Genomic DNA, 12,527 nt, shown 5'->3' on the forward strand with positions numbered 1-12,527 from the left:
TGAGGTGGCCCGCCGCCTGCTGGCCCGCGCCTACCACCTGCTGCGCGATGTGCAGGCCCCACACGACCGGCGGGGCGCGATGACAGCAGCCGAGGACAACCGCCACGGGCGGTCGCAGCCCCCGGGTGAGCTCGCCTTTCCGCATGAGACGGCCGGATGGCCGAGCTCGATGACCTGACTGAGCAGCCCGGATCCCCGCACCATGGTCATGGCGCCGGCCTGTGCGGCCGGACGCCGAATGGGTGCTTGTGAGACCACTCCGCCGACCACCGCGCCGGGGACCACAACGACCACCCTGCTGAACATCCGTGACGCCCCTCGGCCTCCATGGTCGACCGCCGCTCGTCGGCCTCCAGCCCGTTCGTCCTCGCCCCGCTCGTTCCTCGCGGGGCTCCGGGCGCTCCAACTGGACCCCTCCCACGCGGCGGTCCCGCAGACATGCCGCGAGGAAGCTCCGCAAGGAAAACGTCCCGGCATCCCACCGAAAGCCGCAGGCGGGGACCGTCTACGCCCCTTGACAGGCCCGGCCCTCATGGGTGCGGAGAGGACCTCCCACCGTCCCCGGCACGGGATGCGGACCGTGCCGCCGGTACCCCGACGGCCCTTGTCGGCCCAGCACCGGAGGCCGGCCTCGGCGAGGGCGCCGACGGTGCCGTGCGCACGGGCCGCGCGGACGTTGTGGACGGCGCCGGGCAGGGCCGGTGAGGCCCACGCAGCCGACCGAAGGGATCCGCGACGGCCTGCACGTTCATCCCGTGCTTCGTGTGTTTGCCGAAGTGGTACGGCCGGTTGGCGCGACGCGGTCGATCGGCAGCAGCGTGCCGTCCAGGATCAGATCCGCCTTCGCCGACGCGGTCCGCACCGCGTCGGTGAGGCCGGTGGAGTGTCCCCCCCCGCAGGTGGCGAGCGCGAGAAGAGCCTGGCGGCCGGCGCTCAGCCGCCGCCAACGGGAACAGCTCGCACGGCGGTGCCGCCGCACCTGCTGCGTGAGAAAACGGAGGACAGAGTTGGACACGTCGACGCGATGGGGCTTCCCCTGTTCCGGGGGCACCTCCCAGCGGTAGCCGGGGGAGGAACAGAGAGCTTGGGGAAGGGTGGACAAGCGCGTGAAGTCTCTGGTGGAGACGGTTCTCTTGGTCGAAAACCCATCTACCAGGGACTTCGCCACGGTGTCAGCCCAACTGCCGAACTCCGGAGGCAGGTTGGAAAACGGCCCGGTTTCTGTGCCCCGGCTTGTGGGGGTGCTGTCGGGGCATACGGGCTTCACCCGTTCGAGAGGAGCCTGCTCATGCTTGGCGTAGTGGCTGCGGTGCTGTTCTTCTTCGCGTTTTTGATCAACGCGGCGGACATCGGCACCAATGATGTGTTCTCTTCGACGAATGTGATGCTGCTGGGACTGACTGCCCTGGCGCTGCATGTGGCGGGAATCGGCGCCGGCTGGGCTTCCAGGAGCCGACGCTGACCCTGGACCCTGCAGCCGCTGCCCCGGTGACGGAATGCTCGGGGCAGCGCCAGCACCCCGAGCGCCCTCCGTGGTCGGCCTTGCCCGCGTCAGCCGGTTCCCATGAGGCGCCGGTTTATTGGTCTTGATCGCGGGCCTGCTGTGGCTCCGCTGTACTGCGCGGGTGGTACGTGGGCTGAACTCGCCGTTGGTGCCGCGCAGGCCAGACGGAGGCGGGTGACGGAGAGCGTCTCTCCACATTTCAGCGGTCGGCCTCGTCGGGGCGCTTTTCGGCCTGAGCTTGTTCTTTATGGTCCGGGCTCGAACACCGGGTAGGACACCGTCACTCACCTGGGCATTTGCCGGACAGGCGGACGGCCTCCGCATGAGCATGCGTTCTGTCACCGAACCACACTCATACGAAGGCCGCAGGGGTGAGTCTGCTGCATCACGATGTCCGGCACGAGGCGTTCGACTTCACATCACACTTCCGGGAGGACCTCTACGCCTGCCTGACCCGGCGTGGTGACACCCTGTTCGAGCTCTGCGACGCGATGCTCTGCGAGAACGGGCCGGTAACCTCGCCGGTGGACCTGACGCTGCTGGCCGAGCACCGGCGCGGGCACGGCGCGTTGTACGACGCGCTGAACTGCGGCCGTATCGACGTGGAGGGGCTGCGGCGCGCGCTGGCCGTGCTGCCGCAGCCCCAGGCCGCCGACAGCCGGCTCGTCCTCGCGGTCGACGTCAGTCACTGGCTGCGCCCGGACGCCCCGTGCAGCCCGGACCGCCTGTTCTGCCACGTCTACGGACGCAGCGGACGCTCCAGCGACCAGCTGGTCCCTGGCTGGCCGTACTCGTTCGTCAAGCTCCGCTGGAGGGTCGAGCACGACTACCGCGAGCTCAAGGACGGTCTCGGCCTGGACCACTTCGAGGGCCGCAGCTACCTCGGCTGGCACCGCCACACCACCCTCGCCTCCCTCGCCCAGGCCTTCTGCACCCTGCTCCGACTCGACCCAAAAGTCCCTGCGCCGGCCTGACCCTCTACGCGGTCCTCCGCGAACTCCAGAGACTCTTGGCCACCTGGACCGGCGCCTGCTCGATATGCGGCCAACCCGCACCGACACCAGAACCACACCACAAGACCTAACAAAGTCCTACTAAGCGCTTGGCCGCAGGTTCGAGTCCTCCGGGGCGCCCAGAACATGGTTGGTCCCTGTCAAGGCCATGAGCCCCGGCGGTCATCGGTAGGCGTCGCGAACGGGGGTTCTGCGCCTGATCGCCCCGTACAGTCGGCGGCCCTCTCCGCGCCGACCCGTGACGGGTCCCGGGAAGTCGGTACGCACTACCAGGCAGCACGCCGGGGCGGGAGGAACGACCATCGTGGCCCAGGACGGAGCGGCCGGCGATTGACCGGGAGAGGGGAACTGCGGGCCCCGCCGGTACCGTGTTCCCTGTGGCCGGGAAGCTGAGTGACGCGGAACTCGATGAGCTGGTCGATCAGGCCACCGTGGACGCCTACGACGACGAGGAGCAGCTCACGGGCCTCTACACGATGCTCTCCGAGCACCTGGCCGTCCCGTTCAAGACGGTCGTTCTCGGAGTCGAGGTCACCGTGAAGAAGGTGGACCTGCTGCCCGGCAGTCAGATCGTGGCGGTCTGTACGCGAGGCAGGCACCGGCAGGCGATCGGCATTCTCGACCTTCCGTTGCCGGACCCGGCGCCCGAGGGGGCCGAGTGGATCGAGGCGTACCGGCACTGGGAACCGTAAGCGCGCCCGGATCAATGACCGTCTGGTGGCGCGGGCCGGTAGCCCTGATCGGTGAGCCAGGCTCGAGCCCGGCCGTACTGCCGTTCCGCGGCGAACAACCAGTACCGCCGCAGCTGTGCCGGTGAGGTGGCCAGCATGTCCTTGAAACGGCGGAAGGCTCCTGGGCTCTGGATCGCGATGCCGAGGAACCGGGCGAGGTCCTGGTCGTCGAGGGTGGAGATGAAGTCCTCCATGTCACGGTAGGCATCGCGTGATCCGGTGCACGGGACATGGAGCCACCGCTCGGTGCCTTCCGGTTCGTCCTCGTCCCATGACTCCTCGGTGTCCACGAGGGCGGGCCGGCACTCGCCGGTGTCCAGGTCGATGCGGCCACCGCCCCAGGCCGGGTCGCCTTCGAGCAGACCGGAGAGTTCCTCCAGACCGACCGGCAGCGGCCTCAGCACCAAGACGGCACCGCCGCCCGCCGTGTCGAGTTGTTCGGCGAGGACCTCGTCGCCGGGCCAGCCTCGTTCACGCAGGGTGGACGTGCACGCGATCGCCGCCTCCCGGCCACCGGGCACACCCCGAAAGACGGCTGCGGTGAGTGCGTCTCCGCACTGCTGCAGCACACTGGCGGGGTCATGCGTATGCAGCAGGGCAAGCAGGGAGGGGCCGTCCGCGGTGTGGCAGGCTGCGCGGAGCGCCTTCAACGCGTGGTCGGTCCATGCCTCGGTCATGTCCGCGAGGCTATGCCGAGGCGCGCTGCGAACGCCATCGTCTTCGGTGCGACAGTGCGCTGGTGAGCACGGCGGACAAGTCCTCTCCCGACGCAGGCTGCCGACGTTCGGCCCGGAGCCGTGGCCTCATCCGGCACCGTCTGGCGAGTGGTCGCACTGGGGCGTGTGGTTCGCCGTGGCGTGCGTGGTGGACTGCGGCGGCGACACTGGGGCGACTTCGATGCGCGGCTGACGCGGGAGCGGTCGGGCGGGGTGGTGCGCGAGGTGTATCTGGAGCCGTTGTGGAGTCATCTGCTGGATCTACGGGAGCGTCTCGCGGCGGACGGGCTCGGTGCGGCCGGGCTGGCTGAAGGCGCTGCGCATGATCCGAGGGTCGTCGCCCGGGCCCGTGCCAAGGTGTGGAAGCAGGCGCTGGAGGATCGGGCCGACCTGGACCTGGTGGAGACTCTGGCCTGCGCGCTGCACAGCGAGTATGTCTCTGCCCGCCGGGACTTCCGCGCCCGTGAGATTCTGGGCCTTCGCGCCTACACCCGGGTCGCGGCCGGGGCGGTGGACCGGCTCACCGCCACCGCGACTGTGCTGGGCTCGGAGGACTGGCAGCCGCTGGAGGCCCTGGTCTCCTACGCCCTGCAGCAGGGTGACGCCGCGACCGCCCGTGCCGTTCTCCGGGCGGCGGACCGGCCGAGGTTCCATCGGGACTGGGTACGGCGCCGGACCATCGAATTCGACCGGGAACCCGGTAGGGAAGGACACGTATGACGCGCGCCGACGACACGAGCGAGGTGCGGGACCGGCTGCTGGGCTGGCTGCTGCCGGACGGCGGCCCGGCCGGCTCGCTTGCCCAGGAGGATGTGGAGCGGTTCTGCTGGTACGAGCTGCCCGTCAAGTGGATGGCCGAGCCCGCCGAATACCCGCACCTCCTCACCGCCTTGGCCGAACTCCTCCAGGACGCCGGCAGGCCCCGGACCGCGGCCGTCTGCACGTCGGAGGTCACCCGCGAGATCCTCGACGCGTGGCAGCACTCGCCCGATCAAGGGCGGGCCGCCTACCGGCGGGCGGTGGACGCTTCCCCAGTGACCCCGCCGGACACCGCCCTGCTCACCTGGGGGCCGGTGATGGGCATCGACGAGGCTGTCGCCCGCAGCAACGCCTCGCGGCTGCTGGAGCAGGCGCTGGACGACGGCGCCCTGGTGCCCGGCGCCCGGGGTTACGCCGCCGCCCGCATCAAACGTCTGGAGCGCTGGCTCACCACCCCGCATCCCGCGCACGACGGCCGTGCCCCGCTGGACGCCGTCCACAGCGAGCGCCGCCGCACCTGGGCCGAGGCCCCGCCTGCCGCTCGACGCCGACTGCGCGGTACCGTAACGGACCTGCTGAGCGTGGCGCCTGAGGCACCCGCCGATACGGCCGAACCCCTGCGCTGGCTGCTGGAGTCGGTCGGCGACGGAGTGATGCTGACCCAGGCCGGCTACCTGCCGCGCGCCCTGGTCATCGAGGCCGCCGAACGCTACGACTGGTATCTGCCCGGCATGGTGCCGCGCACCGAGTACGACGTCGTCCGCCTCGCCGAACTGCACGAACTCGCCCGTGCGGCGCGGCTGCTCGCCAAGCGGCACCGCAAGCTCGCCCTGACCGCCCGCGGCCGACAGCACCTCGCCGACCCGGCCCTGTTGCAGGCCACCGCGGCCCACGCCTGGTTCGGCGGCGGCGTCCGAGCCGAGCTCGCCGAAGCCGCCGCCGCAGCCCTGCTTGACGGGGAGCTCACGCTCGACGACCTCACCGCCGCCGTGCACACCCTGGCCGCCGAGGCGTTCACCCTCGCTGACGGCAGCGCCCCACGGCCCGACGAGACCCGCCACTTCCTGTGGCAGTGGCTGCGCCCCGGCGAGGCCCTGGGCTTCCTGGCGTACCGCGACCGTCGCCGCTCCGCCCTCTCCCTCACCCTCACCGGCCGAGCCGCCGCCCTCACCGCGCTCCGAGCACGTGCCCACGCCCCGCGGACCGCGCCCTGGGCGTGAACCTTCCGCTCAGGGGCGGGCGGGCAGGACGCAGCCGAGTTTCAGCAGCGCGGTGCGGAAGACCGGAAGATCGTCGGGAGCCACCACATGAGGTGCCTCGGGCCGATCCGGGAGCACAGCGCGCCCGCCCTGCGGTCCTTCTCGATCATCACGGCCTGTGCCTCGTCCACGCACTCCAGCAGGTGGCACGTGCCCAGATCCCGTACCTTTTCGGTGCGGGAGGCGGCGTCGGCCGGCAAAGCCGTGACGGTCTGCGGCAGTTCCTCTCCCGGGCTGCTCCCGGTCAGGAAGCGGCGCAGGTCCTCCAGGCCGCGGCTTGCGTGGAGGGCCTTCAACAGGGAGGCGGTGGACAGCGTCCAGACATGGTCGGCGGACCGGGTCGCGAACGCGTCGAGCAGCAGCGCCTCGGCCGGGGCCAGGCCGTCGAGCGCCACGACGTCGAAGTTCGGCAGGACCCTGACCGGGCTCTGCGCCCCGACAGCGGGTGCCGGACCCGGCCCGGTAAGCACCAGCGGCCAGGCGAAGACCCAGACCGCCTCGCCTCCGTAGAAGTCACCGCCGGTGAGGATCTCGCCCAGCGCTCGGATCGTGGCCGCGGAGAGGCGCTTCGTCTGTCGCTGCACCGCAGCCTGCCCGCGGCGGCCAGCTGCAGCACCGCTGCCGTTCCCCACCCGCACCCACCTGCGGCGGCGGTAGGGTCCGCCATGTGAGCGAGTACCAGTACTACGAGTTCCAGGCCCTCGACCGGCCGCTCAGCCGCGAGGAACAGGAACAGCTGCGGGCCATCTCCACCCGGGCCCGGATCACCGCGACCAGCTTCACCAACACCTACACCTGGGGTGACCTGAGCGGGAATCCGCGCCGCATGGTCGAGCGCTACTTCGACGCGCACCTGTACGTCACCAACTGGGGCACCCACCGTCTGATGCTCCGCCTGCCCAGGCAGACCCTGGCCCTGCCCACGGTGAAGCCGTACTGCCTCGACCACCACGTCGACGCCTGGACCACCCGCACCCACCTCCTGCTCGACCTCACCAGCGACGACGAAGACGGCGACTGGATCGAGGGCGCCGAGGATTCCCTGGCCGCCCTCATCGGCGTCCGCGACGAACTCGCCACCGGCGACCTGCGCCCCCTCTACCTCGCCTGGCTCTCCGCGCTCGCCGCCTGGGAACTCGAGGACGACGACGAAGAGGAGTACCAGACCTGCCCGGAGCCGCCCGTCCCGGCCGGGCTCGGCGAACTGACCGCCCCGCAGAGCGCGCTCGCAGACTTCCTGCGCGTGGACGACGACCTGCTGACGGTTGCGGCCCAGGCCAGTCCCGCCGCGCCCAAGAAACCGGCCAGGCCCACGAAGAAGGAACTCGCCCCGCTGATCGCCGCACTGCCCCAGAAGGAGAAGGACGCTCTGCTGCTGCGGCTTGCCCTCGGCCCGGAACCCGGGCTGCGTACCGAACTCCTGCACCGCCTGCACGGCGCCGACGCACCCACCATGGTCCCCGGGCGCCGCTCCGCCGCCCAACTCCTGGACGCCGCCCACACACGGCGCGCCGAACGCCAGAAGCGCGCCGAACACGAACGGACCACCGCCCGCGCCCAGCGCCTGACCGCCCTCGCGAGCGAGGCCGAATCAGCCTGGCAGAAGATCGAGGCGCACCTCGCCACCAAGAAGACCAGCGCCTACGACCAGGCCGTCACCCTCCTCGCGGAACTGCGCGACGCCTACTCCCACATCGGGCAGGACACGGACTTCCACCAGCGGCTGACCCGCCTTCGCGAGGACAATCAACGCCGCACCGGCCTCATCCACCGCCTCGACCGCCACGGCCTCCGATAGGCCCCCTCCTCCCCGGCACCGATCGGGCCGGACCGCACCCTCCCCACCTCGGGGAGACAGCGGTGAGCGCCGGAACGCGCACGGCCCCATGGAGCGCCGGTCTCCACGGTCACCGCATCGTGACTCCTCGCTGTCTCTTTCTGAGAGGGGATTGACAGCACCACATCCGGCCCGCGGTTCAATTCTGCGCAGGGACACTTCTCCGGTCGGGACGCTGGCCCTGGCCAGGTGTGTTCAGTGGGTGCGTCGGTGTGGACCGCCGGGTGCGGATACGGCCTTGGCTGATGGCGATGCCGACTACGACGATCATGGCGCCGACGGGCTCGCTCCAGGTGATGCTTTCACCGAGGACAGTGATGCCGAGCGCGACGCCCACGACCGGGGTGAGGTAGGTGACCGTCGAGGCGTTGGTGGCGCCCCAGTGGGCGACGACGTTGGTGTTCCACACGTAGGCCAGCCCCGATCCGGCCACACCCAGCGCAAGGACGCTCAACACCACGGGCCACGACAGGGCAACGGGGGAAGTCGCGGTGAACGGCGCGGCCAGCAACATGATCATGGCTCCGAGACTCACCTGCATGGTCGCCACCGCGAGAGTTGGCAGAGCGCGGGGGGAGATGGAACGGCGCAGGTATACGAACGCCAGTCCGTAGCACAGCGTCGCCAGCAGACAGGCGGCCTGGGCCGCCCCGCTCCCCCCAGCGAGTCCCCGCCACGGGGCGAGCACGACCACCACGCCCGCGAAGCCCACCAGCAGACCGGTCAATTTCGCGCGGTCCGGGCGCTCGCCGGGAAGCGCCACCAGCGCGACCACCATCGTCATCAGGGGCGTCGTGGCGTTGTAGATGCTGGCCAGCCCGGAGGACAGATGCAGTTCAGCCCACGCGAACAGGAGGAACGGCGCCACGCACAGAAGGACTGCCACGACCGTCAGGTGTCCCCAGACCGCCGCGTCCCGGGGGAGTCGCTGCCGGGTTACCGCCGTCATGAGCAGCAGCGCCGCAGCGCCCGTCACCATGCGGCCCAGTACCACCTGGGTAGGCGACAGCCCCTCCAGGCCGATCTTGATGAACAGGAAGCTCGCCCCCCAGGCCAAGGCCAGCAAGACGAACTGGCCGAGCACCAGAGGTGAACCCTCTGCCCTGACCTGAAGCATTCGCAACTCCGTACCTCCCGCGACTCACTACGTGGTCTGCCACCGGCCACAAGCTGGCCGATCACCTGAGCCTCACACGGTGCACCCCTGGTTGCTGGCGGAAAACCGACGTCGCGTTCGTCGGCGGGGGAGTAAGGACAGCCGAAGCGTCAATCGGGGATCGGGTCAGACCCTCGAGCGGTGCCTCCCCCATCCTCACAGTCGGGGATCTTGGAGTTTCCCGGTGCGGCAGCATGATCAACAGGCATGCTCGGGGCTGTTCCGCAGGCCAATGTAGTTGTGGGGTGTTCGTTGTCGCTCCGTCCCCCTTCCGGTGAGCAAGTCCCGTCTCTGACCGCGCAGATTGCGCGGGCGAGCAACCCGAACGGTACGACGGCGATATGGGTGCGGGACCGGTTGGACGGGCTGTGGCACGACGAGGACTTCGCCGGCTGGTACCCGCGTGACGGCCGTCCCGGTCTATCGCCCGCCCAGCTCGCCACCGTCTGCGTCCTGCAGTTCCTGCTGAACCTGTCGGACCGGCAGGCGGCGGAAGCGGTCCGCTGCCGCATCGACTTCACATACGCCCTGGCCATGGAGCTAGACGATCCCGGCTTCCACCACAGTGTGCGGCCGACTTCCGCGAGCGCCTCACCCAGGACGACCGCGCCGACCGTCTTCTCGACCTCGCGCTCGCGCGCCTGAAGGAGGCCGGACTCGTACGTGAGCGCACCACGCAGCGCACCGATTCCACCCACGTCCTGGCCGCGGTGCGCGACCTGACCCGGCTGGAACTGATCACCGAGGCCGTCCGTGCCGCGCTGGAAGAAGCGGCCCGCACGGCCGGGCATCTGCTGGTCGGCCTGGTCGGCCTGGTCGACGAGGAGCGGGGGCGCCGCTACGGCCGTCCGGTCCGTCTGGGCAAGAACCCCACCCGGCCCAAGACCAGGATCCTCGCCGCCGGCGATGACGCCTGCCGGCTGCCGGAACTCATCCACCGGCACGGACCGGGCTACCGGCCCGGCCCGCAGGCCGAGGCCCTGCGGCAGATCGTCGTGCAGAACTACTACCGCGACGCGGCGGGCCGCCTGCGCCGGCGCACCCCCGACGACGGTGGGCTGCCGCCCTCCTCCTCGGCGGTCGTCTCCCCCTACGACACCACGGCGCGCTACGTCCGGCACGGGCACATCATCCGCTGGAAGGGATTCGCCGCGCATGTCACCGAGACGTGCGCCTCCGACACCATCAACGTGATCACGGACGTGGCCACCACCTCAGCCGCCACCAACGACGCCCAGGCCCTGCCCGGCATCCACACCCGCCTGGCGCGTCGCGGGCTGCTGCCCGCCGAGCACCTGGTCGACGGCGGCTACACTTCCCTGGTCCATCTGGAACGAGCCGAGCGCGAACACCAGGTCACCGTCAGCGGGCCGCTGCCGGGCAACCCCACCCACTGGCACCGCCAGAACGAAGGCTTCGACCGCGACGACTTCCTCATCGACTTCGACCGCCGACAGGTCACCTGCCCCCGAGGCCAGGTCAGCCAGGGCTGGCACGGCCCCTACCTGACCTCCTCGCCCACCGCCGCCCCGCTGATCGTGGCCCGGTTCACCAAGGGCCAGTGCCGGCCGTGTCCGGACCGTCCCCGGTGCACCAGTTCCCGCGAGAGCGCCCGCAACGTGGGCTTTCCTCCGCGAGAACTCCGCGACCTGCAAGTCCGCGTCCGCACCGAGCAGCGGACACCCGGCTGGAAGGCCTGCTACGCGGTCCGCTCCGGGGTGGAGGGCACCATCAACGAGTTCGCCCACGGGCACGGCATGCGCCGCTGCCGTTACCGCGGGCAGCCGAAGGCCCACCTGCAGCACGTGCTCACGGCCATCGCCGTGAACGTCGAACGGCTCAGCGGCCGGTCAGTGACCGAGGAGACCTCTTCCCTGAGATCGCCGACCGCGTTCCAGACCTTCCTGGACCAGCACGGGATCCCCCGGCCGAAGTCCTGGCGAACCCTTGGCAGTTGACCTCAACCAGCTGAGTAGGCCCGGAGCGCGGTGCCGGGATTGCTCCCGGTCCGTCTCTCCGGACCTCTCGCCGAACCCGCCGTGCGCCTCTCAACGCAACGGGCTCTCCACGGTCCCTGCCGTCAGGCGTGGTTGATGCTGGTCCAGGGGTTGGGGATCCTCGACGCCCGGTAGCGGTAGCGGGTGACCGTCACCGCTTCGATGTCGAACAATTCGATCCCGTCCGCGTGTGGGCGGCGCCAGCCCCCGCGGGGGTCGGCGAGCCACCGGCGGACGTCCTTCCACCGCCAGCGATGCAGGGCTCTCAGCCACCGGACCACCCGCCACCAGACGAAGTACTCCAGTTTGCTGAAGGTGTCTTTGGCCACTGCGTGCTTGAAGTAGTTGGCCCAGCCGCGCATGATCTGGTTGAGACGGATCAGCACGCCCCTGGGTGGGAGTTGCGACGTCCTGTGTGTCAGGGAACGGATCTTCGCCTTCAGCGACCGGAGGGGCCGGTCGGCGATGAAGGTGTAGACGTACCACTTGTTCGTGCCTCGCTTGCGGCGCCACTGGATGCGGAACCCCAGGAAGTCGAACCCGTCGGCCATGTTCACGATCCGGGTCTTGGCCGGTGACAACCGAAGTCCCAGAGGTTCCAGCACATGAGCGACGTCTTCGTGCAGCACTTCGACGTCATCGCGAGTGCCGTTCACGAGAACGACGAAGTCGTCCGCGTAACGGACCAGCCGCCACCTGGGCAGCCCTCGGTAACGACGCATCGTCCGCCGGGAGTTGGTACTCATCTCTCCGCCGTCCTTCCACGGCCCGGGCAGGTGCTCGTCGAGCGCCGACAGGACAATATTGAAGATCAGCGGTGAGAGGATCCCGCCCTGCGGAGTGCCGGTGTGGGTGTCCTGATACCGGCCGTCCTCGGTGAGGACACCGGCCTTCAAGAACGCCTTGACCAGCTCCAGCACGCGCTTGTCCTTGACCCGGGCCCGCACCGCGTCCATGGCGGCGAGGTGCGAGACGTTGTCGAAGGCCGCCTCGATATCCGCGTCCAGCACCCATCGATAGCCTCGGGTGCCGAAGTAGTGGATCTCGGCGATCGCGTCCTGGGCCCGCCGGGCGGGCCGGAACCCGTAGGAGACCGGCTCGAAGTCGGCCTCGAAGACGGGCTCCAGCACCAGCTTCAGTGCCGCCTGGACCAGGCGGTCCTCCACCCGGGGAATCCCGAGCTTGCGGACCTTCCCCGAGCCACCGGGCTTGGGGATCATGCGTTCACGCACCGGCATCGGGCGCCAGGACCGTGCCTTGAGCCGCTCACGCACGTCGGCCAGGAACACCGGGACGCCGATCTCGGACTCGATCCAGACAACCGTGCGCCCGTCCGCGCCGGGAGTCCGCGCCCCCTGATTGCCCGCGACCCGGTCCCACGCGACACGCAGCGTGGCCGGGTCGTGCACGAAGTTGAACAGGTCGTCGAACCTGCGGCCCGGATCGGCCGCCGCCCAACGGTGAAGCTTGGCCTGCATCTCCGATACCCGCCGGCGGGGCCCCGGTTCGGGGTCCGCCGACGGAGCACCGCCGTTCGGCAGTGCGTCTTCCGGCA

General features: G+C 70.2%; 11 protein-coding genes and 3 pseudogenes. 9 read left to right on the top strand and 5 right to left on the bottom strand.

Annotated elements, in window-relative coordinates; genetic code table 11:
* Positions 1-525: 525 nt before the first annotated feature.
* Positions 526-1,051 (bottom strand): annotated as a pseudogene (locus JL475_RS40825) (transposase family protein); the annotation flags it as partial.
* Positions 1,052-1,288: 237 nt separating this feature from the next.
* On the opposite strand from JL475_RS40825, the gene JL475_RS36055 reads away from it, so the two are divergent.
* The 4 genes and pseudogenes from JL475_RS36055 to JL475_RS36070 all read left to right on the top strand — a co-directional run bounded on the left by JL475_RS36055 (position 1,289) and on the right by JL475_RS36070 (position 3,209).
* Positions 1,289-1,462 (top strand): hypothetical protein, encoded by a 174-nt coding sequence (locus JL475_RS36055; RefSeq protein ID WP_202282420.1) that lies wholly within the window; start codon positions 1,289-1,291, stop codon positions 1,460-1,462.
* A 413-nt stretch (positions 1,463-1,875) separates the two neighbouring features.
* Positions 1,876-2,304 (top strand): annotated as a pseudogene (locus JL475_RS36060) (transposase); the annotation flags it as partial.
* Positions 2,305-2,478: pseudogene (locus JL475_RS36065) on the top strand (IS701 family transposase); the annotation flags it as partial.
* 416 nt (positions 2,479-2,894) lie between these two features.
* Positions 2,895-3,209, top strand: a complete 315-nt coding sequence (locus tag JL475_RS36070) for a calcium-binding protein (RefSeq protein WP_202282421.1) — start codon at positions 2,895-2,897, stop codon at positions 3,207-3,209.
* 11 nt (positions 3,210-3,220) lie between these two features.
* On the opposite strand, the gene JL475_RS36075 is transcribed toward JL475_RS36070, so the two are convergent.
* Positions 3,221-3,925, bottom strand: a complete 705-nt coding sequence (locus JL475_RS36075; protein WP_202282422.1) for a UPF0158 family protein — start codon at positions 3,923-3,925, stop codon at positions 3,221-3,223.
* Positions 3,926-4,105: 180 nt separating this feature from the next.
* On the opposite strand from JL475_RS36075, the gene JL475_RS36080 reads away from it, so the two are divergent.
* Together JL475_RS36080 and JL475_RS36085 are read left to right on the top strand one after the other, a co-directional pair.
* Complete coding sequence (locus JL475_RS36080) at positions 4,106-4,684, top strand: hypothetical protein (protein ID WP_202282423.1); 579 nt, start codon at positions 4,106-4,108, stop codon at positions 4,682-4,684.
* Complete coding sequence (locus tag JL475_RS36085) at positions 4,681-5,943, top strand: hypothetical protein (protein WP_202282424.1); 1,263 nt, start codon at positions 4,681-4,683, stop codon at positions 5,941-5,943. The genes JL475_RS36080 and JL475_RS36085 overlap by 4 nt, the downstream gene beginning before the upstream one ends.
* Positions 5,944-5,984: 41 nt before the next feature.
* Here the strand turns inward: JL475_RS36085 and JL475_RS36090 are convergent, their stop codons facing one another.
* Positions 5,985-6,566, bottom strand: a complete 582-nt coding sequence (locus JL475_RS36090; RefSeq protein WP_202282425.1) for a helicase-associated domain-containing protein — start codon at positions 6,564-6,566, stop codon at positions 5,985-5,987.
* An 83-nt stretch (positions 6,567-6,649) separates the two neighbouring features.
* On the opposite strand from JL475_RS36090, the gene JL475_RS36095 reads away from it, so the two are divergent.
* Positions 6,650-7,780 carry a hypothetical protein gene (locus JL475_RS36095; RefSeq protein WP_202282426.1) on the top strand — a complete coding sequence of 377 codons (1,131 nt, stop codon included), beginning with the start codon at positions 6,650-6,652 and terminating at the stop codon, positions 7,778-7,780.
* Between the two features lie 178 nt (positions 7,781-7,958).
* Here the strand turns inward: JL475_RS36095 and JL475_RS36100 are convergent, their stop codons facing one another.
* Positions 7,959-8,936, bottom strand: coding sequence for a DMT family transporter (locus JL475_RS36100; protein ID WP_202282427.1), 978 nt, complete (start codon positions 8,934-8,936; stop codon positions 7,959-7,961).
* Positions 8,937-9,320: 384 nt separating this feature from the next.
* Between JL475_RS36100 and JL475_RS40830 the strand changes: the two genes are divergently transcribed.
* Complete coding sequence (locus JL475_RS40830) at positions 9,321-9,620, top strand: transposase (RefSeq protein WP_307825289.1); 300 nt, start codon at positions 9,321-9,323, stop codon at positions 9,618-9,620.
* 65 nt (positions 9,621-9,685) lie between these two features.
* Entirely contained in the window at positions 9,686-10,933 is a 1,248-nt protein-coding gene (locus tag JL475_RS36105; protein WP_307825290.1) for a transposase, read from the top strand.
* A gap of 122 nt (positions 10,934-11,055) precedes the next feature.
* Here the strand turns inward: JL475_RS36105 and ltrA are convergent.
* Positions 11,056-12,527: group II intron reverse transcriptase/maturase (gene ltrA / locus JL475_RS36110; RefSeq protein WP_307825291.1), on the bottom strand; the 1,472-nt coding region annotated here is incomplete at its 5' end.

The sequence above is a fragment of the Streptomyces sp. M2CJ-2 genome (assembly GCF_016757295.1).
Classification (GTDB): Bacteria; Actinomycetota; Actinomycetes; order Streptomycetales; family Streptomycetaceae; genus Streptomyces.

What these genes read in the sequence shown, in the direction of transcription:
- JL475_RS36055 (WP_202282420.1), top strand. Translation starts at nt 1,289, where the DNA reads ATGCTTGGCGTAGTGGCTGCGGTGCTGTTCTTCTTCGCGTTTTTGATC.
- JL475_RS36075 (WP_202282422.1), bottom strand. Translation starts at nt 3,925, where the DNA reads ATGACCGAGGCATGGACCGACCACGCGTTGAAGGCGCTCCGCGCAGCC.
- JL475_RS36085 (WP_202282424.1), top strand. Translation starts at nt 4,681, where the DNA reads ATGACGCGCGCCGACGACACGAGCGAGGTGCGGGACCGGCTGCTGGGC.
- JL475_RS36100 (WP_202282427.1), bottom strand. Translation starts at nt 8,936, where the DNA reads ATGCTTCAGGTCAGGGCAGAGGGTTCACCTCTGGTGCTCGGCCAGTTC.